Here is a 24,990-nt window from a genome sequence, read left to right as displayed (position 1 = left end):
CCTCGGTCCGGCTGAAAATCGATGAGGCGTTGACGGCTGACCGGGGTCGTCCGCAGGGATGCGGGCGGAGGGGATGGCCTGCAGAGATGCAGGCTCGGCCCCGACCCGAAAGGCAGACGGAATAAGACGAATGAATCGCATAGCGACGATTTTCCCGCCGGGAGCCCGGGTTGCAAGGGTGGTGGCGGTGAGCCACCCTTGCACGTTCACGTAAATAGCGATATCAGAGTAGCGATGAACATAAGGTGAACGTAACCCTGTTCAAAGATAAAATATTCTCCTTGCATGATTCACTTGCAGTCATTATGACCATTCCTGTGGCTTGGACTTCTCGCTGGTAGCGCTATCCGGTACACTGCGTCTTGTCATTTACATTCATGCTGAAGGATATCCTCATGTACCAGGATCTTATTCGTAACGAACTGAGCGAAGCGGCGGAAACGCTGGCTAATTTTCTTAAAGATGACGCCAATATTCACGCCATTCAGCGCGCGGCGGTCCTGTTGGCAGACAGCTTTAAAGCGGGCGGTAAGGTGCTTTCTTGCGGTAACGGCGGTTCCCATTGCGACGCGATGCACTTTGCCGAAGAGCTGACCGGACGCTATCGTGAAAACCGTCCTGGTTACCCTGCTATCGCTATCTCTGACGTTAGCCATATCTCCTGCGTCAGCAACGATTTTGGTTACGATTATGTGTTCTCTCGCTACGTAGAAGCCGTGGGTCGTGAAGGTGATGTCCTGCTAGGCATCTCGACTTCGGGTAATTCCGGTAACGTAATTAAAGCGATTGCCGCAGCGCGTGAGAAAGGGATGAAAGTGATCACCCTGACCGGTAAAGATGGCGGAAAAATGGCGGGCAGCGCGGATATCGAAATTCGTGTGCCGCACTTTGGCTACGCTGACCGTATTCAGGAAATTCATATCAAAGTGATCCATATCCTGATCCAGCTGATCGAAAAAGAGATGGTTAAACCATAAGAAGACGATTGCCGGATGGTGGCTGAAGCCTTATCCGGCCTACATGAGCGCCACGTAGGCCTGATAAGCGCAGCGCCATCAGGCAGTTCACGGTTTTAAGGTAGGTGATGTATGTGCGAACTGCTCGGGATGAGCGCCAATGTGCCAACCGATATCTGCTTTAGCTTCACCGGGCTGGTTCAGCGCGGCGGAGGGACCGGGCCGCACAAAGACGGCTGGGGTATTACGTTTTATGAAGGTAAGGGTTGCCGTACGTTTAAAGATCCGCAACCCAGCTTTAATTCGCCTATCGCCAAACTGGTACAAGACTACCCCATCAAATCCTGTTCCGTGATTGCCCATATTCGTCAGGCGAACCGTGGCGAAGTGGCGTTGGAAAATACCCATCCCTTTACCCGCGAATTGTGGGGACGCAACTGGACCTATGCTCATAATGGACAGCTCAGTGGCTATAAATCGCTGGAAACCGGAAATTTCCGCCCGGTCGGGGAAACCGACAGCGAAAAAGCTTTCTGCTGGCTGCTCCACAAGCTGACGGAGCGTTATCCGCGCACGCCGGGCAATATGACGGCAGTGTTTAAATATATCGCAATGCTGGCAGGACAGCTGCGGGAGAAGGGCGTCTTCAACATGCTGTTGTCTGACGGACGCTATGTGATGGCCTTTTGTTCGACCAACCTGTTTTGGATCACGCGTCGTGCGCCGTTTGGCGTGGCGACATTGCTGGATCAGGATGTGGAAATCGATTTTAGTTCAGAGACCACACCCAATGATGTGGTCACCGTGATTGCCACTCAACCGTTAACCGGCAATGAAACCTGGCAAAAGATTATGCCAGGCGAGTGGGCATTATTTTGTCTCGGGGAGCGTGTAGTTTGATGCCAGTTGCGGCTGAACCACTTCGTGACTCAACGGCTTGCTGACGACGTAACGACCATTGACGACAGAAACGGTCGGTGGTTTACGTGTTTGTTCAAAGTAATCGTATCCCGGCTTTAACTGGGCCCAGAAATCTTTGTAATACGAGAACTTATGGCGTTGCATGTTGGCATCGGTCATGCGGAACGGGTAAATGCTAACCTGTACGCTGGACTGCCCGAACACCAGAGCACCGGTCACAAACTGGAAAATCTCATCAATGCCGTTGTCGGTCATTGCGTAGCAGCCGACGGAAACACAGGCACCGTGGATCATCAGGTACTTACCTTCATAACCGTGTGCGCGGTCATAGGCATTAGGGAAACCAATGTTAATCGCTTTATAGAAGCGACTATCTGGTTTCAGCTGTCCACGCTGAACGCTGTAAAACCCTTCCGGACTTTTGAAATCACCCTGACGCTGCTTCGGACCTAAGCCACCGGAATAATTACAGATCTTATAACTGTCGAGCAATTGATACTGTTCGCCCATCTTGACGTACAGATCCAAGGTTCGCTCTTCTTTGAAGATCTGGATATAAACGGGGGAGCCCATTAATTGCTGCTTATATTCTTTGCTGACAGGCGTAGTCGGGCTGCTGCTGCTCAGCAAACCGGCAAATGAAACGCACGGCAATAAAAGCATCGCAAGAAAAAATGCGATTTTACGCATACTGCTTATTCCTTGATAAAACGATCACACACGCCAGGACGGCAAAAAGAATCCCCAAATCGGATAAATCTGGATCTGGAGCGCTCACATTAGCACCAAGAGAGTTTTTCGCAAGTCTCTCGTGCGGCGTTTACACTTTAGTTTTTCTTTATACGGAAAATTGCGCTTAAAGGCAGTCAGACACTGGCGTATTTTGCTGGTTACTGCGCTTCATTGGGTCTTATTCGTGCTGGATGGATAATGGGTCTGGAACGGCCCAGCATTAGGTACAACCAGACTCCTCACAACATAAAAATACTGTATACTTAAACAGTGATGTGGGAGACAAACGATGCGTAAAATCATACATGTCGATATGGACTGCTTTTTCGCGGCGGTGGAAATGCGCGACAACCCCGCCCTGCGTGATATTCCCATTGCTATTGGCGGCAGTCGAGAACGTCGGGGGGTCATCAGCACGGCCAATTACCCGGCGCGCAAATTTGGCGTGCGTAGCGCAATGCCAACGGGAATGGCATTAAAGCTGTGTCCGCATCTCACTTTATTACCTGGTCGTTACGAGGCCTATAAAGAAGCCTCCCGCCAGATTCAGGCTATTTTCTCCCGCTATACCTCGCTGATAGAACCACTTTCGCTGGATGAAGCCTATCTGGATGTGACCGACAGCACCCACTGCCACGGCTCAGCTACGCTGATCGCTCAGGAAATCCGCCAGACAATTTTTAACGAGTTACAGTTAACCGCCTCTGCCGGAATTGCGCCGGTAAAATTTCTGGCAAAAATAGCTTCCGATCTCAACAAACCCAATGGGCAATATGTGATTACCCCTGCCGATGTTCCTGAATTTCTCAGAACATTGCCGTTAGGCAAAATTCCCGGCGTTGGCAAAGTCTCCGCCGCTAAGCTGGAATCAATGGGATTACGTACCTGCGAAGATGTTCAAAAATACGACCTGGCAATGCTGCTCAAACGCTTCGGCAAGTTTGGTCGCGTGCTGTGGGAGCGCAGTCAAGGGATTGACGAACGGGACGTCAACAACGACAGGCTGCGTAAATCCGTCGGCGTGGAGCGTACGCTGGCAGAAGATATTCACGAGTGGTCGGAGTGTGAGGCGATAATTGAACGGCTCTATCCTGAACTGGAACGGCGTCTGGCAAAGGTAAAGCCGGATCTGCTGATCGCTCGCCAGGGGATAAAACTCAAGTTTAATGATTTTCAGCAGACTACGCAGGAGCACGTCTGGCCGCGCTTAAATAAAGATGACTTAATTACGACAGCGCGCAAGACCTGGGACGAGCGTAGGGGAGGGCGAGGTGTCAGGCTGGTGGGGTTACACGTCACGCTGCTGGATCCACAAATGGAAAGACAGCTACTGTTGGGGCTGTGACTCAGAACAATTGCCGGATGTCGGCGTAAACGCCTTATCCGGCCTACAAACCAGCGTGCAGGCCAGATGGCTGCGTAACAACTTTATCCGGCCTACAAACCAGCATGTAGGCCAGATAAACGTAGCGTCATCCGGCATTTAGCGCAGAATCTTACTTCGCCGGAATAGACTTCAGCAGTTCAGTCAGCAGCGTCCAGTAATGGCCGACGCTTTCGATATGAACCTGCTCATCCGGGGAGTGCGGACCGGTGATAGTTGGCCCGATGGAAACCATGTCCATATCTGGATACGGTTTCTTGAACAGACCACATTCCAGACCAGCGTGGATGATCTGGATATTCGGCGTTTTATTGAACAGACGCTGATAGGTTTCACGAACCAGGTGCATAACCGGAGAGTTAGCATCCGGCTGCCAGCCTGGGTATCCGCCTTTTGCCTGGGTTTTCGCGCCAGCAAGTTTACCCAGTGAATCCAGCATGCTCACCACGTAGTCTTTACCGCTGTCGATCAGGGAACGGATCAGGCAGTGAATTTCAACATTGTCGTCAGTCATGGTGACAACGCCGACGTTCAGAGAGGTCTCAACCACGCCTTTGGCGACGTCAGAGTTGCGGATTACGCCGTTCGGGGTGGCGTTCAGCAGACGCACAAAGCTGTCGCGAGACTGAGCGGTCAGCGCGGCTTTGTCTTGAGTTACGGCATCCAGCAGCAGAGCCAGGTTCTTCTCTTTGGCTTCCAGTTCGTTTTTCAGGATTTCCTGATAGGTGTTGACCAGCGCCTTTAACGCATCAACTTTATCTGCAGCCACGGCGAGGGTGGCAAAGGCTTCACGCGGAATCGCGTTACGCAGCGTACCGCCGTTGAAATCAACCAGACGCAGATCCAGCTCTTCAGCGTGGCCCGCCAGGAAGCGTACCAGCAGTTTGTTCGCGTTACCGAGACCCACGTGGATTTCGCCGCCGGAGTGACCACCTTTCAGGCCTTTTAACGTCAGCTTAAAGCTCTGGAAGCCAGCCGGGATTGCTTCACGGGACAGCGGCAGGTTAGAGGTAAAGTCGATACCGCCTGCGCAACCCATGTAGATCTCACCTTCTTCTTCAGAGTCGGTGTTGATCAGGATATCTGCCTGCAGCCAGTTAGCCTGCAGACCAAACGCGCCATCCATACCCGCTTCTTCAGTCATGGTCAGCAGAACTTCCAGCGGACCGTGTACCACGCTGTCATCAGCCAGAACGGCCAGCGCAGACGCCATACCGATGCCGTTATCCGCACCCAGCGTGGTGCCACGGGCTTTCACCCATTCGCCGTCAATATAAGGCTGGATAGGATCTTTAGTGAAGTCGTGCACGGTGTCGTTGTTTTTCTGCGGGACCATATCCAGGTGCGCCTGCAGAACGACCGGCTTGCGGTTTTCCATACCTGCGGTTGCGGGTTTGCGAATCAGGATATTACCGACTTGATCGCGCTCGACGTGGAAACCTTTCTCTTGGGCCCAGCTCAGAATGTGTTCAGCGAGCTGCTCTTCATGATAGGACGGATGAGGAATAGAACAGATTTTGGCAAAAATATCCCATAGCGGTTGCGGGGATAATTGAGACAGTTCAGACACGTTGAGTCTCCTTGGCGATGTCCTACAAAACTTGCTTGCAGGCCACGGGGTTAGCAGAATTAAAAACACCACAAGTCAGGCTTGCGCGATGCGATTGAGAATACCACTTTCTCCGCTGACGGCTAGCATAAAGCATGCAAAAAGAGGCGCGGATTCCGCGAAACACTGGTTTTTAGTGCGTCAGATCTCTATAATCTCGCGCAACCTATTTCCCCCTCGAACACTTTTTAAGCCGTAGATAAACAGGCTGGGACACTTCACATGAGCGAAAAATACGTCGTCACCTGGGACATGTTGCAGATCCATGCACGTAAACTGGCAAGCCGCCTGATGCCTTCTGAACAATGGAAAGGCATTATTGCCGTTAGCCGTGGTGGTCTGGTGCCGGGCGCATTGCTGGCGCGTGAATTGGGTATTCGTCATGTCGATACCGTATGCATCTCCAGCTACGATCACGACAACCAGCGCGAACTGAAAGTGCTGAAGCGTGCCGAAGGCGACGGAGAAGGTTTCATCGTAATCGATGACCTGGTTGACACCGGTGGTACCGCCATTGCGATCCGCGAAATGTATCCTAAAGCGCATTTCGTCACTATCTTCGCTAAGCCGGCTGGTCGCCCGCTGGTGAATGATTATGTTGTTGATATCCCTCAGGATACCTGGATTGAGCAGCCGTGGGATATGGGCGTAGTGTTCGTCCCGCCGATCTCTGGTCGCTAATCTAAAAAGTTTTCAACGCCTGGCAACAGCCGGGCGTTGTTCTTTTTGTGCTGTGTCAGGTTACACTATGCCTCAGTGAGTACTCATGGAGGCTGCAATCATGTCACAGGCTAACCTCAGCGAAGTCCTGTTTAAACCCCGCTTCAAACACCCTGAAACGTCAACACTGGTTCGTCGTTTTAATCACGGCGCGCAGCCGTCCGTACAATCTGCCCTGGATGGCAAAACCATTCCGCACTGGTATCGCATGGTGAATCGCCTGATGTGGATCTGGCGCGGCGTCGACCCGCGTGAAATCCTTGAGGTGCAGGCACGTATCGTGATGAGCGAAGCCGAGCGTACAGATAAAGAACTCTACGATACGGTTATCGGCTATCGCGGTGGGAACTGGATCTATGAGTGGGCGAAGCAGGCGATGGACTGGCAACAGAAAGCGTCTATGGAAGAGGATCCGCAGGTGAGCGGACGCCACTGGCTGCATGCGTCTACGTTGTACAACATTGCCGCTTACCCACACCTGAAAGGCGATGAGCTGGCAGAGCAGGCACAGGCTTTGGCCAATCGCGCCTATGAAGAGGCCGCGCAGCGACTGCCGGGCACGTTGCGCGAGATGGAATTTGCCGTTACCGGCGGCGCGCCAATCACTGGATTCCTGCATATGCCAAAAGGTGACGGTCCGTTCCCGACGGTGCTGATGTGTGGTGGTCTCGATTCCATGCAAACGGATTACTACACCCTGTATGAGCGCTATTTTGCCCCACGGGGTATAGCCATGCTGACGCTGGATATGCCGTCGGTTGGGTTCTCGTCAAAATGGAAACTGACTCAGGATTCCAGCCTGCTGCATCAGCATGTATTAAAAGCGCTGCCTAATGTTCCCTGGGTGGATCACACCCGCGTGGCGGCCTTCGGTTTCCGCTTTGGCGCTAACGTTGCGGTACGTCTGGCGTATCTGGAATCATCGCGTCTGAAGGCGGTGGCCTGTCTGGGGCCAGTGGTTCATGCGTTGCTTAGCGACCCGCAGCGTCAGGCGAGCGTCCCGGAAATGTACCTTGATGTACTGGCTAGCCGCCTGGGGATGCACGACGCCTCCGATGAAGCGCTGCGCGTTGAGCTTAATCGCTATTCATTAAAAGTGCAGGGCCTGCTGGGGCGACGCTGCCCGACGCCAATGCTCTCGGGATTCTGGAAGAACGATCCGTTTAGCCCGGAAGAAGAGTCACGTTTAATCACATCTTCATCTTCAGACGGTAAGCTACTGGAGATCCCCTTCAACCCGGTGTATCGCAATTTTGACAAAGGGCTGCAGGAAATAACCGGTTGGATCAATCAGAGATTGTGTTAAAAGTTTGCTAAATTTTAGCGATTTGGTAAAACAGGTGCTTCACCTAAGGAGATCGTAATGACGTTACCGAGTGGGCATCCGAAAAGTAGATTGATCAAGAAATTCACCGCGCTTGGCCCGTACATCCGGGAAGGGCAGTGCGAAGATAATCGATTTTTTTTCGATTGTCTGGCTGTTTGCGTCAACGTGAAACCCGCCCCTGAGAAACGCGAGTTCTGGGGCTGGTGGATGGAACTGGAGGCGCAGGAAAAACGCTTCACGTACAGCTATCAGTTTGGTTTGTTTGATAAAGACGGTAACTGGACGGCGGTGCCGGTGAAAGAGACTGAAGTGGTAGAGCGACTGGAATACACCTTACGTGAATTCCATGAAAAATTACGTGGCTTGTTAACGACGCTGAATCTGGCGCTGGAACCTGCTGACGACTTTAAGGATGAACCGGTTAAGTTAACGGCATAATGAACAGTAAAATGCCGGATGGCGGCGCAACCCCATCCGGCATTTTTTTTATGCTATATCAGAACTGGTAGACCATACCGACAGCAACGATGTCATCATCGTTGATGCCCAGTTTATTATCGCTATCCAGCTGGTTGATTTTATAGTCAACAAACGCGGACATATTTTTGTTGAAAAAATACGTTGCGCCCACGTCGATATAATTCACCAGGTCTTCATTGCCGACGCCTTCAATATCTTTCCCTTTAGAAAGAACATAACCCAGTGACGGACGCAGACCAAAGTCAAACTGGTACTGAACAACCGCTTCGAAGTTCTGTGTTTTATTGGCGAAGCCGCCGGAAATTGGCGTCATATTGCGTGTTTCAGAATAGAACGTCGCAATATAAATATCGTTAGCATCATATTTTAAGCCGGTTGCCCAGGCTTCAGCTTTATCACCCGTACCGCGAGTTTGCAGATTCTGCTGGTTGGTACGATCGGAGTTGGTATAAGCGCCGCTCACCGCGAAATCGCTGCCGCCAAAGTCATAGGTAACAGAAGTACCAAAACCGTCGCCGTTCTGTTTTTTCACATCGCGATCCTGGTTTTTACCCTGGTATTGCAGGGTCAGATCCAGGCCATCCACGACGCCGAAGAAGTCGGTGTTACGGTAAGTTGCCAGACCGCTGGCGCGTTTGGTCATAAAGTTATCGGTCTGTGCGGAGGAGTCGCCACCAAATTCCGGGAACATATCGGTCCAGGCTTCCACGTCATACAGCGCACCCAGGTTACGACCATAATCAAACGAGCCAAAATCTTTTAATTTCACACCGGCGAAGGCCAGACGTGTTTTTTGTTGGTTAGAGTCGCTTTCAGCTTTATTGCCGGCAAACTCTGCTTCCCAACGACCATAACCGGTTAGTTGATCGTTAATTTGCGTTTCGCCTTTAAAACCTAAACGGATATAGCTTTGGTCACCATCTTTGCTGTCATAATCCGTCATGTAATGCATGGCTTTTACTTTGCCGTACAAGTCCAGCTTATTACCGTTCTTGTTATACACTTCCGCTGCCTGTACGGATGCCGACGCAACAATTCCCATCACCACTAATGCCAGAGTGCTCTTTTTCATTTTCATTCCTGATTAAAAGTACGCGCTAATATTCACTGGGTGTGATCCCCGTTAAAAGACAGGAGGGTTTTTAACGTCTGGCAATGAACGTTTTATGACAAAGTAAGAATATTTTTAAAAAAGGATGTTTTTTTGTTTCTGTAATAAATGCGTCAAAATCTGCCGCTACGCTTGCTGATCCTGCGCAATAAAATTTCATGCTTTGTGCGCTGGTTGTTGGCAACCGGGGCCAGTCCTGCTAAAACGTTCGTTTGATATCATTTTCCCCAATTTTGAATGGCAGAGAATCATGAGTGACAGCCAGACGCTGGTGGTAAAACTTGGCACCAGTGTGTTAACGGGCGGATCCCGCCGCCTGAACCGCGCCCACATCGTAGAACTGGTTCGCCAGTGCGCGCAGCTCCATGCCGCAGGGCATCGTATTGTTATCGTTACCTCGGGTGCGATTGCCGCCGGACGTGAGCATCTTGGTTACCCGGAGCTCCCGGCAACGATAGCTTCGAAACAGCTGTTGGCGGCGGTCGGGCAGAGCCGACTGATTCAACTGTGGGAACAGCTGTTCTCGATTTACGGTATTCATATCGGGCAGATGCTGCTGACGCGTGCAGATATGGAAGACAGAGAGCGCTTCCTCAACGCCCGCGATACGCTCCGCGCGCTGCTGGATAACAACATTGTTCCTGTCATTAATGAGAATGACGCCGTAGCGACCGCCGAGATTAAAGTCGGCGATAACGACAACCTCTCCGCGCTGGCGGCAATTCTGGCTGGAGCCGATAAGCTGCTGCTGTTGACCGATCAGCAGGGGCTGTTCACCGCCGATCCACGCACCAACCCGCAGGCTGAGCTGATTAAAGACGTGCACGGCATTGATGATGCGCTGCGCGCCATTGCCGGGGATAGCGTCTCAGGTCTGGGAACCGGCGGCATGGGCACAAAACTGCAGGCCGCCGATGTCGCATGCCGCGCCGGGATTGACACCATTATTGCCGCAGGCAGCAAGCCGGGCGTGATTGGCGACGTGATGGAAGGCGTTTCCGTTGGGACGCGTTTTCATGCTCAAGCCTCTCCGCTGGAGAACCGTAAACGCTGGATCTTCGGCGCTCCGCCTGCCGGAGAGATTACCGTCGATGAGGGCGCGACCGCAGCAATTCTGGAACGCGGCAGCTCATTACTGCCAAAAGGCATTAAAAGCGTGACAGGTAACTTTTCTCGTGGTGAAGTGATCCGCATCTGCAATCTCGAAGGGCGCGATATTGCCCACGGCGTCACCCGCTATAACAGCGACGCGCTGCGCCGTATTGCCGGACACCACTCACAACAGATCGACACCATCCTGGGCTATGAATACGGTCCGGTTGCTGTCCATCGCGACGACATGATCACCCGTTAAGGAACAGGCATATGCTGGAACAAATGGGCATTGCTGCCAAAGCCGCGTCATACAAGCTGGCGCTGCTCTCCAGTCGCGAAAAAAATCGCGTACTGGAAACTATTGCTGATGAGCTGGAAGCGCAAACGGAAAGCATCCTCAGCGCGAACATACAAGATGTTGAGCAGGCGCGAGCCAACGGCCTGAGCGAAGCGATGCTCGACCGCCTGGCGCTGACGCCGGCGCGTCTGAAAGCGATTGCTGACGATGTGCGCCAGGTCTGTAATCTTGCCGACCCGGTAGGGCAGGTGATTGACGGCGGCCTGCTGGATAGCGGTCTGCGTCTGGAGCGTCGTCGCGTCCCGCTGGGCGTGATTGGCGTGATTTATGAAGCGCGTCCAAACGTCACCGTTGACGTTGCCTCCCTGTGCCTGAAAACCGGCAATGCGGTGATTCTGCGCGGTGGGAAAGAGACCTACCGGACCAACGCCGCGACCGTGGCTGTTATCCAAAAGGCGCTGGAAGCCTGCGGTTTACCCGCGGCTGCCGTACAGTCAATTGATAACCCGGACCGCGCGTTGGTCGCTGAAATGCTGCGGATGGATAAGTACATCGATATGCTGATCCCTCGCGGTGGCGCGGGTCTGCATAAGCTGTGCCGTGAGCAGTCGACCATCCCGGTCATCACCGGCGGTATTGGCGTATGCCATATTTATGTTGATGATACCGCGGAGATCGCCCCGGCCCTGAAGATTATCGTTAACGCCAAAACCCAGCGTCCAAGCACCTGTAACACTGTAGAAACTCTGCTGGTGCATCAGGATATTGCTGAGCGTTTCCTGCCTGCGTTAAGCCAAAAGATGGCGGATAGCGGTGTTACGCTGCACGGTGATGAAATTGTGATGCAAGTTCTGCATGGCCCTGCCAAACTGGTGCCACTAAAACCGGAAGAGCTGGATAACGAGTTTCTGTCTCTGGATCTGAACGTTGTGGTGGTCGAAAATATGGATGGTGCTATCGCCCATATTCGCGAACACGGTACCCAGCACTCGGACGCCATACTGACGCGCACGCTCAGCAACGCCAACCGTTTCGTGAATGAAGTGGACTCTTCTGCCGTGTATGTAAACGCCTCTACTCGTTTTACCGATGGCGGCCAGTTCGGACTGGGTGCGGAAGTGGCGGTGAGCACGCAAAAACTGCACGCACGTGGCCCAATGGGACTGGAAGCACTGACCACATATAAGTGGGTTGGCTTCGGTGACGACACGATTCGTGCGTAATTAAAACTGGGTGATGCAATAATAGCCATCTGATTTAAAAGGCTATTAAGGCATCACCCAGTTAATTCTAACCTTCACCCCGCTGCCGCATTTTTTATCCTGCGTTTTTAACATCATCCGCACCAGTCTGGTTCTGACCTATGCATTCTCTGGCGCCAGAAAGGCGGCGTATCACAGAATTTTCCCTGCCTGCATGAATTTTCCTGGTCTTCGTTTCACGTATTGTTCCCATGGCCCGATCTATTAGAATCAATCTCATTTTTATGAGGAGTTGTTGCGTGAAATCGGATATTCACAAACTTAGCATTCCTGTTGTGCCGCTTGGCAACCCGTTTCCTCCCCGTCATTGTTCGCTGTGCCCAAAGGGAGCGGCGATTGACCGTGATAATCAATACAAATTAATAGACAAAAGAAGGCGGTTTAAAGCTGGGGAGATACTCGCTCGGCAGGATGAAACCGCGGAGATGCTTTTTGTTATCCATGAGGGGTACTGCAAGTCCAGCGTGGAATGTGGCGATAACGTTTATATCAGCCGCTTTTATGTTCCGGGAGATATCATGGCGCTGGATGCTGTCGAAGGAGGGAAGTATCTGACAACTATCCAGGCCGCAACGGCTGCAGAGGTTTGCCACATTGATATTGCGCGGTTGTTCAAGGTAGCAGAGAAGGAGCCTTCGGTTGCTGCTGCAGTCATAAAGTTTCTCTGCAGGGACAATGGATTCATTGTTGAAAAACTGCGGCGCTATGCGAATAAACATGCTGAGGCCAGGATCGCGGCTTTCCTGGTGGAATTTTACGAGATGCATTTGCGCATCGGCAGGCCAGAAACGACGCTTCGCTTGCCATTTTCTCGGGAGGAAATTGCCAGTTATCTCGATCTTAAAATTGAAACCGTTAGCCGCTCATTAAAATCACTTGAACAGCAGAATTTGATTACCTTACATAGGGTACGTACCGTAACTATTAATAGTTATCTTGGTTTAAAACGTTTTATCTAATTTTCTATTTAACGATAATCATTATCTCTCCTGATAAGCTAGGAATATTCATTTTATATGGAAAATTCCTGGTTTTAATTTTGTCAAATAATTATCAATTAGAATGTGGTTTCTGTAGGTGAATGATTTTTTTATAAGAATATTCCCTCGCAAATGGATATATCATGAGAATTTTCTTGCGGCGTTAAAAATTTAGCATAATTGCAACAAATAATAAGCATTATAGAGAAACTATGGAGGTGTTAATTATCTTTATGTTTTGTAAGGGTTTTGCTCTCGTGGTATTTGTATGATCTTTTTGATATTTATCAAAAACATAAAAAAGATGAATTGTTTGATTTGTCTTATTTATTTGGGTGATAGTTCTGAGTCATGGTGTTATTTAAGTAAATTAAACTTAGGAAACTTCTTATATTATCGTTTTAGTGGGAAAATTCTTAGTCTTTTTGTAATTTTTGCGTTTCAGGGTTTGTTGAGATGTTACTTAATTCAAATGATAATTTTTGGGCGCGGCAATTATGGCTCGCAATTAATGGAACCGCTGGAGTGACTTAATAATAAGACTCGGTGGTGAGTTTGTTCTTAGGAGAAGATAAAAATGAAAAAATTATTATTAGTGACCTCTCTGGCGTCTGTATTTGTTGCGGCAAATGCAATGGCAGATGTCACTGCTTCTGCAACAGCCTCGTGGGACGCGACGGCAACAAAAGATACCACCAGCATGTTGGTCGTCACTCCGCTGAACTCTTTGACTTTCCAGTATGCGGAAGGTCTGAATGGCTTCAACTCCCAGGATGGCGCGTTTGATGTGACTATTCAGGGCCAGGAAACGGCAACTGATTTTGAACTGACCGCTCAGATTATTAGCAATACTCTGACCAACGCCAGTGGTGATGCGTCTACCCTGAACGTAGGGGTGGCATGGAATGGCACCGCGTTGACTAATTCATCAGATACTGTCCTGGTAAATTCCAGCTCGACTTCTGGTCTTGAAAGCCTGATGGCTGATGGCGCTTACAACGGTGCTGACCGCGTCAGCGATCAATCCAACTTCAAATTCACCATTGCGTCTGCGACTTCTGATGGTAGCACGCCGGTAACGGATTACTCTGCACTGCCAGACGGCTATTGGACTGGGGATGTAAAAGTACAGTTCAATGCAACCTGGACGACTCCGTCCGCCTAAGAAATAAAAGTTCGGGAGGAGAATTTCTCCCGAATTTATCAGGAATGGTGTCATGAATAAATATTTACCGGCAGCAATGTTGGTAGGGTTGGTAATATCTTTTTCCAGCTGGGCAATTAACGTCGGTGATATCACGTCGATAATGACTTCTACTGAGAGTTCATTATCGAAAGAAATCACTAATACGACAGATTCGGCTCGTTATGTCAGCGTATCGGTAAAAAAACTGTCATCACCTTTAGCGGGCGGAGTCGAAATAAAACCCGTTAATTCCGGGGAATTACTCTCTACGCCTGCCAATCTAATTCTGCCTGGTCAGGCAAAGGATGTTTTTCGCTTCTTTTATAAAGGGCCAGTTGATGATGTCGAGCGTTATTATCGTCTGCAATGGATAGATGAGCCAGTCACCGAGAGCGCGGAAACCCGGGCCAATAAATTAGCTGTTGCGACAGCGTCAGCAGAAATTGGCACAATCCTGGTCGTTGCGCCGCGAAAAGAGCGTTTTGAATATAACCGTAATGGTGATGTTATTAGCAATACTGGCAATGTTTCATTTCGAGTAATCGCCTATGGGGCTTGCAAAGATAATGCTCGCGATCAGGGGCGGGGCTGTCGTGAACGTTATTACATTATGCCAGGTACAAAAATAAAACTGCAGTTCACCGACATTAGTAATAGCCGCTCACGCATCGGTATCTGGCACGGTAAGCAGTTTATTACAGTGAAGTGATGGTCAATAGCAGCCATCTGTACGGGAAAAATAAAAATACCGGATTGTAAGGATGCATATGACAACAACATATATTGTTGGCGGTAGCATTTGTCTTTTTCTTGCGCTGACACCAGGAACTTCACATGCAGTCCCAGTAAAAGTGGGTAATTACGTTATTCCCAGCGCTTTCGCCCGTTCACTGGAGCAGGGAATGACGGTGCCGGTTTATATCCGTTACAACGAGACTGATGAGAAAAGTCAGCAAAAAATTGCCGATGCGGTGATTTCGCTTGTTGATGGCAATATTACAGTTAAAGCACTGACTCTTGCTGAATTGCCCAATAATGCTGTGTTATCCGAGGAAACCCGCGCGTTAGTGGAAAAAATCCGTGATGTAAAGTTTTACGATAATACGAATATTGAACTGTCAGATGATGCTCGACTGCAACTTAATGTCTCATCATTTCACCTGGAGATGATTGTCAGCAAAGATGCGTTAACTGAAGCGATTGTCGCGCGCAGTAGCTTGCTTGGGCCTTCCAGCGTTGAAACTCTGTCTAACGTCCTGAACTACAACTTTGGTACCTACTACAACGATTACCGAAATGGCAGCAGTACCCGCAGCTATCTGACGATGGACAATACAACATCGCTGCGGGAGCACCACATTAATGTTAACGGTTCGTTTTACGGTATCGGTGACAGCAATGGTACCAGTAAACTTTATCGTGCGATGTATGAGCGCGATTATGAAGGGTATCGACTGGCGCTGGGGATGCTTGATACATGGAATGTCCAGTCTATTGCCAGCCTGAATGCGCTGAATGGTGGGAAAATTTACGGTGTGAGCTACGGGAACAAAGGAAGTACGGTTGTTGAGAATACCGCGCTTTCACTCACGCCGATTACCGTATTTTTGCCAGCCGCTGGTGAGGTTCATGTCTTCCGCGATGGACGTTTGCTCAGCGTGCAGAACTTTAATATGGGCAGCTATGAAATTGATACCAGTCGCTTTCCGTATGGTGTTTACGACGTCACGGTAGATATCGTGGTCAATGGGCGGACAATTAATAGTCGTGTCAGCCGGGTTAATAAGATCTTTGCTCGCCAACAAGCTGCCGGAGTTCATCAGCTCTCATGGCAGTTTTTTGGTGGTTCGCTGGATTATGATCGGGTGAGCTATAAGCGTAACCACTATCAGGATTTGGGTAGTGAGCAGACCTGGATTGCCGGGGGGGCCGCATCGGTGACGCTGGCGATATTGTCGGGGCTGGGCCTGAAATCAACGATCTACGGTTTTGACAACAATGCGGTTAATGAAACGGATGTCACGCTGAATGTGAATGAATACGTCAGTATTGGCAATCAGATGTTGGTAGCGAACGATTCATCATGGCGAAACATCAGTAACATTAATCTCAATGTCCCTGAGGGATATGGTTCCCTTTGGGCATCTCGTGAAGACAGTAAAATTGGCGATCGCTTGCCTATGCAGGAGCGTGATAACTATTCCATTGGCGGAACTCTTAACCTCGGAAAGTTTATTCCTCATGGTGGTTCACTCACTGTTAGTCAGACGGAGAATCGTTACTCAGGCAATAAATACCGTAATCTGGATTACAACACGACTCTTTATTCTGGAAGGTATGCCACGATTGGGTTACGTGCAGGAATTCAGCGTTATTACTACAACAACCGAAATGACGATGGGCGACAGGAACGTTATGTCAGCCTGGACTTATCGTTGCCGTTGGCGACCTGGTTGAGCATGGGCGTCTCCCGAGATCGCTATGGCAGCACCCAGGGTAATCTCAGTGCACGAAAACAGTATGCTGAAGGGCCGATTAAATCGGTCGGATTATCGGCATCAACGCGTCTGAGTGGTGAACAGTATTACGACAATAATTATTCGGTAAACGGCAATCTAAGTTATGACACGAAATATAACGCTGGCACCGTATCGGTAACACGTTCTGCTGACAACTCCACCAATATGAACTTCTCTTCCCAAGGTTCTCTGGCATGGGCAGGTAAAGACTTCGGTCTGAGTAAAGAGAGGCAGCGTTCTGGCGTTATCGTAAAAACAGATTTGACCGGCGAGGGGAAACTGGCTGCGAAGATTAATAACCGCAATTATCGTCTCAGCGGTAAATCAAACTTCATTGCACTGCCGCCCTATGCTCAGTACAAGCTGGAAATCCTCAATGATAAAAACTCTGAGGACAGCTTCGATATTGTTTCAGGACGCAAACAGGAGCTGACGCTATATCCGGGTAACGTGGGAGTTATCAACCCTGAAGTGAAAAGCATGGTCACCGTATTCGGTCGCATTCGTTATCCCGATGGACAGTTGGCTGCAAATACCGATATTCATAACCACATCGGTAAAACACGTACGGATGCAAAAGGTGAGTTTGCTATCGATATTGATAAAAAGTATCCGGTTATTACGTTAATTTCTGCCAATGGCAGGATATGTGAAGCCGATCTGGATCTGGAAAAAGCACGCGGCGCGGCGTGGGTTGGCGATGTGAAATGTGCAACGCAAACCACGATGGCACAACGATAAGGTATTAATAATGAATAAATCTCTTTCCCTTATTCTCGGCTGTGTCTTTGCCGCGTTATCTCCATCCGCCTGGGCGCTCTCGGCTTCCACTCAGGCGGCGGTCAACAACAACTATTTGTTTATAGAAAACAATGTTGATAACGAATACTTTATTACCCCGTCCTCTCTCGATCCTCGCATTAGTGGGTCGAACACCTGGGTAAAATATGGAAACGACCAGGATAGCCTGGGATATATGGGTATCGTTGGTTGGGTAGCCAATACCTCATATTATAAAGATATGTGGATTGATAATTCACCAATCAGTGAACCATTCCGGGGTATTCGTTGCACCACTGGTGCTAATTGCCCTGCATCTGGCTATATTGCTGCCGAGCTAACCGATCAATTTGGTTTTTATCACACCAAAGCAACCGGATCCGGGATCGCCGGTGGGTACTATGGTTTTGCATCGCTGACAGACTCGGCGTATGAATACTTCCGCAATATGTCGGTCGGAAGCGCAGAGACATATAACCTTAATTTTTGTCGAACCACGATTGACTATGATTATGCGGCTGGACAGCGTTGTAAAGACCAGAGCAGCGGTAATTGGTACATCAGACCTTATACATTAAATAAAATAGGTCATTTGTCTTTGGTTTCTACCAATGCATTTCAGGAGTTATGGGTTGCCAGTGATGGTACGCCGAGCATCACTAAAGACAGTGGTTATTGTGAGCTGGGTGTGGTCAGTCGTGAAGATGGCGTTATCTGTAAGATGATTTCATATAATTTAAATCAAACCAGCAACCTGACGGCTTCACTACGTATTCGTATGTATGCGGATAGCGGTTTGCTTGGTTTTACACCGGCAGCTGCCACAATAAAATATTCTGGTGATGGTCAAACCTGGACTAACTTTAGCTCGACGTCGGTTTATTATAATATTTTTAGTAATAGTGGTGAGTATGTCTATGTTTTTCTGTCGAAAACATTCCTGAAAAATATGGTGGATCGTGGCGTCAGTATCACCAACAGCCAACCATTTACATTTGCTTTTACAAATAGCGTGACGCCAGAGTCGGGGTATTACCAGTTTACTCCTTCGCTACAGCTCAATATTGTTCCAAAGGAATATGGGATCAGTATTATCTCATCGGATAACAGCACCTCGGCAAGCGGCAGCGGCACAATTGGCGAGACCGCTCCGATTGAGATGGATTACACCGTGACGGTCTCGGGGCCTCGTCAGGCTGATAGCATTACCGCACAGGTTATTGGGGAAAGTACGACGATAAACAATGTGCCTTATTGCCTGTTCACCTCTACGCAAGGTGGGTTATCTGTCCCCATTCCCGCCTTCCTTCAGTACAACAGTCAGTCGGGTGGCGTGGTACAGAAACGAAATAGTTGTAGTGAAGCGGCAATCAGCATGAGAGATGCGCAATGGCAACAGACGCCCTGGGACGCAAATAATACAGATGATGGAAGCTACTTTGCGACTGATTTAAAATTGCTTTTCCCAATGAATGATTCGCGTTCGATGTTGACCGTTTCCGGTGCGGATTGGGAAGGTGTTGTCAGTGCCAGCGGAGAGATAAAAGTGACGGCGAACTGGGTGGGAGTGACGCCATGAGCCACTGTCGTTTGGCGCTAAGATGGATATTGGCCTTGCTTTCCGGGCTGACGGTGTTCTCCGCACAGGCCGTCTACCTGGAGTCGACTATTTATGAGATGCCATCGGATAAATCATTTATCAGTAAACGAATCTATAACGATAGCCAGAAACAGAACGTGTACAGTATTAGTGCAGTTAAAATAGATAAACCGGGACCGGGAGGTGAAAACAGAAGTGCTATTGCCGAAGGCGAACTTTTGTTTACTCCGCTCCGTTTTTCACTGGCACCGCAGGCAAGTGAGTTTTTTAAGATTTTCTATCGTGGCCCGCAGGATGATAAAGAACGCTATTACCGAATACTGTTTCGTGAAATGCCGATAACGCTGTTTACCGAGCGTAATCAAGGGAAAGGCGGACAGGCTCTCCCGGTGATCGCTATGGATACCATATTGGTCGTTCGTCCGAGGAAAATGAACCTGGCCTACACCATTGATGAGATAAACGGGACGTTGAAAAACACAGGGAATACTTTTTTCAAAATTATCGTACACCAGGGGTGTCACTCAACTGATGATGAAGCCACCATGCGTTATGTGTTACCGGGGGAAACCTGGCATAGTAGTGAGTTGAAAACAAAAAACCGGAAATTTATCGTAGCGTTGCAGAAATACTTACCCGTGGGTCAGGGTTGCTCAAAAATTAATCATTAGAGGTGTTGGGTCTGAACCAATATGCCCTGATTATATATTGAACCTATACTGTCACTCGCTATAGAAAATGTAGCAATAAATTTAGAGTCGATGAAACAATATGTCGTGCATATTGCCGGAAATGTTTATGAATACAAGATCTACGACATCCTCTCTTAGTTTGTCGGTCAGCATAAACTACGGTAATATGTTATTCTGTTGGTCATTGTAGTTATATGTTTTGTAAATTTTGTATTTATAGCTTTTTGTTTTGTAATGAAGTGAAAGTGAGTAAAGGGATTTGTACTGATTAAGAAATGGAGTTTTTTCTTTTTCAATTTTTAAATGGAACTTACGGTGTGATGAGAATACTCATATGGATAACTGTGATTATAAATTCTGAATTTACGTGATATGGCTTATGGATAAAGTTATATCACGAATCGCCTTATGATTATTGGAGGTCGAAGGTGTTGTATATTCTCTCGTGAATAGAGCGAGGGACCTGCTATGCCATAAATTTAAGTTGGTGATAACTATGAATACGAAAAAAATTTTTCTGCTCAGTTATGATACTTTCCTTTTTTCAGGAATAAAAGCATGGTTACCAAATCTGGTATTGATCGATGCACGGACATTTATTTCTGGCACGCAGTCAGTTATGTCGCAATATCCGTCCTGCTTGCTGGTGATCGATAACCGGTTGCCATTATTATTGGTCAAAAAATGGCTTCAGAGAAACAGTACACAGTTCATCAACATACACTGTATTGTTCTGCGGATGTGCGAAACCCTGCCTGTTAATCGGGGATATGAAGAATATTCCTTTATCAATGGGGGGGAATTGTCGGAGCAGTTGATCGCTCAATTAAAAGAGAGTCTATTGGCACCTAACAAAGTTGTGGAAGTCAATAAAGATTCACCGATGTTTACTTTTAACTTGACTGAATTTGAAGAAGAAATGCTGTATTCATCATTCACAAAAGAAAAACTGCATGATTTCTGTATTGCTAATTCGCTAACAATTAAGTCAGTGTATCGATATCGGGATAAAATTACTGCTCGCCTCGGCTTTTCCAATTTTAATGAAACTGTTATCTTTTTAACCCGAAATAATTTATTAAATGAAAGCTCTATAATCAATAATAATGTGAATGGGGATGCAGTTTACACTGACGCATATGATGTTTCGGATACTAGTAGACTGAGTATGGCAATAAGGAATGAGGAGATCATTCCTTATTTTCAGCCCATCGTGAATATCAGGGGCGACGTTTGTGGTGTTGAGGTATTGGCTCGTTGGCCACAGGGACATAACTATGCTATTTCTCAGCGAGAGTTTATTTCATTGGCTGAAAAAAGTGGCTTAATCAATGAGTTAACTAGCTATTTAATGACCGCTGTTGCGCGCAATCTGGTCTCTGGAGGCGCAAGCATTAATAAAACTCTGTTCGTTTCTTTTAATGTCAGTCCGTCAGGTTTAAATAATCCCGTATTCTATTGGGAATGCCTTAATTTTATGGAGATAACGCAAGGTCTGCCGATAAAATTGATGATAGAGATAACAGAGAACCAGACGTTCACGATCACTCCTGCAATCAAAGAACTTATTCGTTCGTTACGAAATAAAGGTGTGTTGTTTGCTTTGGATGATTTTGGTACTGGATACGCTAATCTCTGCTATCTCAATGAGTTAGACCTGGATGTAATCAAAATTGATAAAAGCTTCATTAAGGAAATTAAAGAGGTTGATCAATATATCCCTATGCTCGAGTCAATTACTCACCTTTCAGGACTTCTGGGGTTACGTACGGTGGCCGAGGGCGTTGAAAATGACTATCAGCAACAATGGCTGGGAAAAAATAATGTTGACTATCTGCAGGGGTATCAGTTTCTACCGCCAGTGACATTTAATGATTTTATCCGGTATTACCAGCAGTCTGTAGATTTGTTTGAATCAGCGTCGGATTCACCTTTATCTACGTAATTCATTTTTGACACGGTTTTTACATTTGAAGGGTAAACCTTTAAACGAGTATGTGCTCTGAGCTGACATGGCCTGCAGCATGATTTTTTCCTGAACACCAGGGGCAGACGCCTCTGGTATGGGCGTCTTTGCATCGCTGCCTGTCTGCCTGGTTAAGTAAAAAGTCCTATAGTGAGGTGTGCACCGTTTGTTTATGTATCTTAAACGGGGTATTTATAGCGGTATCAGCGTTAATCAAACCGCTTCCGAGGTTAGTCCATAGCCATGCGTCATTTCCTGCAAAAATTAAGAGTCTGGCTTCCACCACCACTCATCCTATTATTATTCCTCATCGCGGATGCGTTTACGGCGAGCCCGCGTTTCACATTTGGCGCGGTGACTATCGTAATAAGTGCATTGTTGGCTAGCGTCAGTCTGGCGATGATACTGCATACCGCGTGGCAGATGCGGAAGAAACGTACGACGCTAAACCCACTGCATGCAGAGAAATCGACCACGCTTGTTACTGGCGGATGTTATGCCTGGAGCCGCAATCCAATCTATCTTGGAATGAGTGGACTCCAGTTAGCTTTTTCTCTCTACGTTGGTAGCCTGATTGGAATATTGGCTGCACCGCTGTTTATACTGGTGGTTGCCAGATTACATATTGATTTTGAAGAGGAACAACTGCGAAAACATTTCGGGCCGGAATGGATACGCTATGAGCAGCGTGTTCGCCGCTGGTTATAGAATTCCCTTGCCGCGTACCAGGACACCTGTGACGACACGATTCGTGCGTTATTGAAACCGGATGATGCAAAATTAGGCGTTTGATTCGCAAGGCCATTGACGCATCGCCCGGTTAGTTTTAACCTTCTACCCCGTGTTCACATTCGTGGGCATGTCCTTATCAGGGCCGATATAGCTCAGTTGGTAGAGCAGCGCATTCGTAATGCGAAGGTCGTAGGTTCGACTCCTATTATCGGCACCATCCCCTAGTTTTCTCAAGTCAACCAACATCAATAAAATCCTTTAAAAACATATATATTACGTTGTTTTAAGTCATCTGAGGTCAACCCTTGTCTCTTGAAATCAACATGCAATTGGGGGCACAATCAGGGGCATGTTCTGTTCGGTCTAGGAAATGTGCCCCCAATGATGCTGAATGCCCGTAAGGTTGAAGCCGCCAAAGGAAAAGAGAAGAGCTATAAGCTTGCTGATGGCGGCGGCCTGTATCTTCAAGTAGAACCCAATGGTTCACGATATTGGCGAATGAAGTATCGCTTCGCGGGTAAAGAAAAACGCTTATCTTTTGGCGTCTATCCAGCTGTCAGCCTTGCCGATGCTAGGCAAAAGCGCGAAGACGCAAAGAAATTACTCGCAGCAGGTAACGATCCAGGCGAAGTAAAGAAAGCGAAGAAGCTGGCTTTGACCTCTGCCACTGAGATAGTCAACCCGTTCAAAGAGGTAGCGTTAGAGTGGCACAAGATGAAGTCGCCAAAATGGTCAGAGGGCTACGCTTCCGATATTCTTGAGGCCTTCGAGAAGGATATCTTTCCCCATATCGGGCAACGACCTATTGCGGATATTAAACCCCTCGAACTACTGGAGGTGCTGAGACTGATAGAAGCCAGAGGTGCGATGGAAAAAGCGAAGAAAGTCCGCCAGCGATGTGGAGAAGTTTTCCGTTATGCCATCGTAACAGGGCGAGCAATTTACAATCCTGCACCGGATCTCGCCAGCGCAATGCAGGGCCACGAAGCCGCCCATTATCCTTTCCTTAAAGCCACCGAGTTACCCGAGTTCTTTACCGCCCTGAATGCCTATACAGGAAGCCCGATTGTTGTGCTAGGAGCACATTTACTTATCCTGACTGGACTGAGAACGGGTGAGCTACGCGCCGCTGAATGGTGTGAAATTGATTTTGATAACGCTCTTTGGGAAATACCAAAAGAACGCATGAAAATGCGTCGTGCGCATCTTGTGCCGCTTTCAAAACAAGCATTAGCCCTTCTTGAAACCTTAAAGGAACTGACTGGAAACTATCCTTTGATGTTTCCTGGGCGTAACGATCCTAGCAAATTTATGAGTGAAGCAAGTATTAATCAGGTGTTTAAACGTATTGGATATGCAGGACGTGTTACGGGGCATGGTTTCAGGCATACGATGAGTACGATTCTACATGAGAAAGGATTTAACAGCGCTTGGATTGAAACCCAGCTTGCTCATTTGGACAAAAATTCTATTCGTGGAATTTATAACCATGCCCAATATCTCGAAGGGCGAAGAGAAATGATGCAATGGTATGCTAATTATTTATCTGAGCTAGTTGGTACTCATAAATGAATGTTTTAAAAATTAATAATACTGATTCTCTGCTTAGAGATTACTACCAATTAGATGAAGCTTCAGAAAAAATTGGTTGTAATGAAAAGGATATACTCTGGTTTGCTAGAGAACGAGATGTAGAGTTATGCATGGAATTTCATGATGATGAGTATGATGTTTCATGTGGTTTGAAGATCGATGGCCAAATGGATGAGTTCTTATCTAATCTGAAAGTTTTACCACGAGACAGAAATGGCAATATTATGTTGTCAGATTTAAGTTCTATAAGAATTCCTGATGAAAATAATTTGATTGATAAAAATGGCTTTATTCGATGCTTCATATCCGGTTTGTGGGCTGTTGATTATGAATATAAAGATTTGTTAGTTAAGCATGAAGGGCAACCGGATTCCTGGCCTTTGCATTTTCTAGTAGCAGGCACACCTAATGTAAATTGTAAGGCAATGCTTTATGTTAATTATGATGAAAAAGAAAATTATTATCTTTTTGAGGTTTTGTGGATTACAAAAGTACAGATTCAAAAATTCATTGATTTAGTATCATGTGAGCAAAAGAGGATAAAAAACACCAACAAATATAAATCACAATCTGAAGCGCAAAAACAAAAGCATGCAGTTCCTCGAGCTGAAATACTCATGGCTATTATTGCGCTCTATCATCGTGATATGAGGTTAAGAAGAGAGAGTCCAGCAGCGATAGCTGATTATCTTTTTCAACACGCCAGTGAGTTCTGGCCTAAGACCGGAGAGCCGCCTTTGAGCTATGATACTGTTGTAAGTTTGCTACGTAGCTGCATGAAAAATATAAAATTTAACTGAAAGTTAACAATTGTTGTGGCTAATGATTTTGGGTTTTTCTCATTAGTCACATTTTTCTCATGTATAACCTGTGTTTTAATTTTCCGTGTTGAAGCCAATAGACTTAGATAAACGGAGAATGATGAATGTTATCCAAGCATGACAATACTACTTTGCAACGACCTTCAATGGATTCTCTGATCGATATGAAGTTTATTACATCAGATTGCTTACTAAGTGATAAATGGATTTATCGGTTGATTTCTTT

General features: G+C 47.7%; 21 protein-coding genes and 1 tRNA gene. 19 read left to right on the top strand and 3 right to left on the bottom strand.

Annotation, left to right across the window (positions count from 1 at the left end):
* Positions 1–395 precede the first annotated feature (395 nt).
* Positions 396–977, top strand: coding sequence for a D-sedoheptulose 7-phosphate isomerase (gene lpcA / locus OGX90_RS23500; protein WP_003031390.1), 582 nt, complete (start codon positions 396–398; stop codon positions 975–977).
* A gap of 111 nt (positions 978–1,088) precedes the next feature.
* Positions 1,089–1,856 (top strand): class II glutamine amidotransferase, encoded by a 768-nt coding sequence (locus tag OGX90_RS23495; RefSeq protein ID WP_125363548.1) that lies wholly within the window; start codon positions 1,089–1,091, stop codon positions 1,854–1,856.
* On the opposite strand, the gene dpaA is transcribed toward OGX90_RS23495, so the two are convergent.
* Entirely contained in the window at positions 1,827–2,567 is a 741-nt protein-coding gene (gene dpaA / locus OGX90_RS23490; protein ID WP_008783787.1) for a peptidoglycan meso-diaminopimelic acid protein amidase, read from the bottom strand. The genes OGX90_RS23495 and dpaA overlap by 30 nt on opposite strands.
* Positions 2,568–2,898: 331 nt before the next feature.
* Between dpaA and dinB the strand changes: the two genes are divergently transcribed.
* Positions 2,899–3,954 carry a DNA polymerase IV gene (dinB, locus tag OGX90_RS23485; protein WP_003830824.1) on the top strand — a complete coding sequence of 352 codons (1,056 nt, stop codon included), beginning with the start codon at positions 2,899–2,901 and terminating at the stop codon, positions 3,952–3,954.
* Between the two features lie 151 nt (positions 3,955–4,105).
* Here the strand turns inward: dinB and pepD are convergent, their stop codons facing one another.
* A complete protein-coding gene (gene pepD / locus OGX90_RS23480) occupies positions 4,106–5,563 on the bottom strand; it encodes a cytosol nonspecific dipeptidase (protein WP_008783788.1) in 1,458 nt (485 codons plus the stop codon).
* 261 nt (positions 5,564–5,824) lie between these two features.
* Between pepD and gpt the strand changes: the two genes are divergently transcribed.
* From gpt to crl, 3 genes are all read left to right on the top strand, one after another.
* Complete coding sequence (gene gpt, locus OGX90_RS23475) at positions 5,825–6,283, top strand: xanthine phosphoribosyltransferase (RefSeq protein ID WP_286624825.1); 459 nt, start codon at positions 5,825–5,827, stop codon at positions 6,281–6,283.
* Positions 6,284–6,383: 100 nt separating this feature from the next.
* Positions 6,384–7,628, top strand: coding sequence for an esterase FrsA (gene frsA / locus OGX90_RS23470; protein ID WP_079935327.1), 1,245 nt, complete (start codon positions 6,384–6,386; stop codon positions 7,626–7,628).
* 57 nt (positions 7,629–7,685) lie between these two features.
* A complete protein-coding gene (crl, locus tag OGX90_RS23465) occupies positions 7,686–8,087 on the top strand; it encodes a sigma factor-binding protein Crl (RefSeq protein WP_008783790.1) in 402 nt (133 codons plus the stop codon).
* A gap of 58 nt (positions 8,088–8,145) precedes the next feature.
* Here the strand turns inward: crl and phoE are convergent, their stop codons facing one another.
* The gene (phoE, locus tag OGX90_RS23460; RefSeq protein ID WP_153687913.1) at positions 8,146–9,201 is read right to left on the bottom strand and encodes a phosphoporin PhoE; all 1,056 of its coding nucleotides are present in this window, start codon (positions 9,199–9,201) and stop codon (positions 8,146–8,148) included.
* A gap of 289 nt (positions 9,202–9,490) precedes the next feature.
* On the opposite strand from phoE, the gene proB reads away from it, so the two are divergent.
* The 13 genes from proB (at position 9,491) to OGX90_RS23395 (ending at position 24,743) form a co-directional block, all read left to right on the top strand.
* Positions 9,491–10,594 carry a glutamate 5-kinase gene (gene proB / locus OGX90_RS23455; RefSeq protein WP_003031373.1) on the top strand — a complete coding sequence of 368 codons (1,104 nt, stop codon included), beginning with the start codon at positions 9,491–9,493 and terminating at the stop codon, positions 10,592–10,594.
* 11 nt (positions 10,595–10,605) lie between these two features.
* Positions 10,606–11,856, top strand: coding sequence for a glutamate-5-semialdehyde dehydrogenase (gene proA, locus OGX90_RS23450; protein ID WP_103015305.1), 1,251 nt, complete (start codon positions 10,606–10,608; stop codon positions 11,854–11,856).
* A gap of 278 nt (positions 11,857–12,134) precedes the next feature.
* Positions 12,135–12,854 (top strand): Crp/Fnr family transcriptional regulator, encoded by a 720-nt coding sequence (locus OGX90_RS23445; RefSeq protein ID WP_048236043.1) that lies wholly within the window; start codon positions 12,135–12,137, stop codon positions 12,852–12,854.
* A gap of 598 nt (positions 12,855–13,452) precedes the next feature.
* Complete coding sequence (gene ecpA / locus OGX90_RS23440; protein WP_003830835.1) at positions 13,453–14,040, top strand: common pilus major fimbrillin subunit EcpA; 588 nt, start codon at positions 13,453–13,455, stop codon at positions 14,038–14,040.
* 52 nt (positions 14,041–14,092) lie between these two features.
* Positions 14,093–14,770: an EcpB family pilus assembly chaperone gene (locus OGX90_RS23435; RefSeq protein ID WP_286624822.1), complete on the top strand. Its 678-nt coding sequence runs from the start codon at positions 14,093–14,095 to the stop codon at positions 14,768–14,770.
* A gap of 58 nt (positions 14,771–14,828) precedes the next feature.
* Positions 14,829–17,321, top strand: coding sequence for a CS1-pili formation C-terminal domain-containing protein (locus OGX90_RS23430; protein ID WP_286624820.1), 2,493 nt, complete (start codon positions 14,829–14,831; stop codon positions 17,319–17,321).
* Between the two features lie 10 nt (positions 17,322–17,331).
* Positions 17,332–18,939 (top strand): fimbrial adhesin EcpD family protein, encoded by a 1,608-nt coding sequence (locus OGX90_RS23425; protein WP_071444634.1) that lies wholly within the window; start codon positions 17,332–17,334, stop codon positions 18,937–18,939.
* Positions 18,936–19,631: a fimbrial biogenesis chaperone gene (locus tag OGX90_RS23420; protein WP_286607998.1), complete on the top strand. Its 696-nt coding sequence runs from the start codon at positions 18,936–18,938 to the stop codon at positions 19,629–19,631. The genes OGX90_RS23425 and OGX90_RS23420 overlap by 4 nt, the downstream gene beginning before the upstream one ends.
* A gap of 517 nt (positions 19,632–20,148) precedes the next feature.
* Positions 20,149–21,597, top strand: coding sequence for an EAL domain-containing protein (locus OGX90_RS23415; protein ID WP_286624818.1), 1,449 nt, complete (start codon positions 20,149–20,151; stop codon positions 21,595–21,597).
* A 264-nt stretch (positions 21,598–21,861) separates the two neighbouring features.
* Positions 21,862–22,326, top strand: a complete 465-nt coding sequence (locus tag OGX90_RS23410) for a methyltransferase family protein (protein ID WP_103285727.1) — start codon at positions 21,862–21,864, stop codon at positions 22,324–22,326.
* Positions 22,327–22,491: 165 nt separating this feature from the next.
* Positions 22,492–22,567, top strand: a tRNA-Thr gene (locus OGX90_RS23405).
* 164 nt (positions 22,568–22,731) lie between these two features.
* The gene (locus OGX90_RS23400) at positions 22,732–23,922 is read left to right on the top strand and encodes a tyrosine-type recombinase/integrase (RefSeq protein WP_023225882.1); all 1,191 of its coding nucleotides are present in this window, start codon (positions 22,732–22,734) and stop codon (positions 23,920–23,922) included.
* Positions 23,919–24,743 (top strand): hypothetical protein, encoded by an 825-nt coding sequence (locus OGX90_RS23395; RefSeq protein WP_001101696.1) that lies wholly within the window; start codon positions 23,919–23,921, stop codon positions 24,741–24,743. The genes OGX90_RS23400 and OGX90_RS23395 overlap by 4 nt, the downstream gene beginning before the upstream one ends.
* The last annotated feature ends 247 nt before the right edge of the window (positions 24,744–24,990 follow it).

This window comes from Citrobacter sp. Cpo012, from assembly GCF_030333015.1.
GTDB lineage: Bacteria > Pseudomonadota > Gammaproteobacteria > Enterobacterales > Enterobacteriaceae > Citrobacter > Citrobacter portucalensis.
Note: the sequence above shows the minus strand (reverse complement) of the source record. Positions and strands in the feature narration are given on the sequence as shown.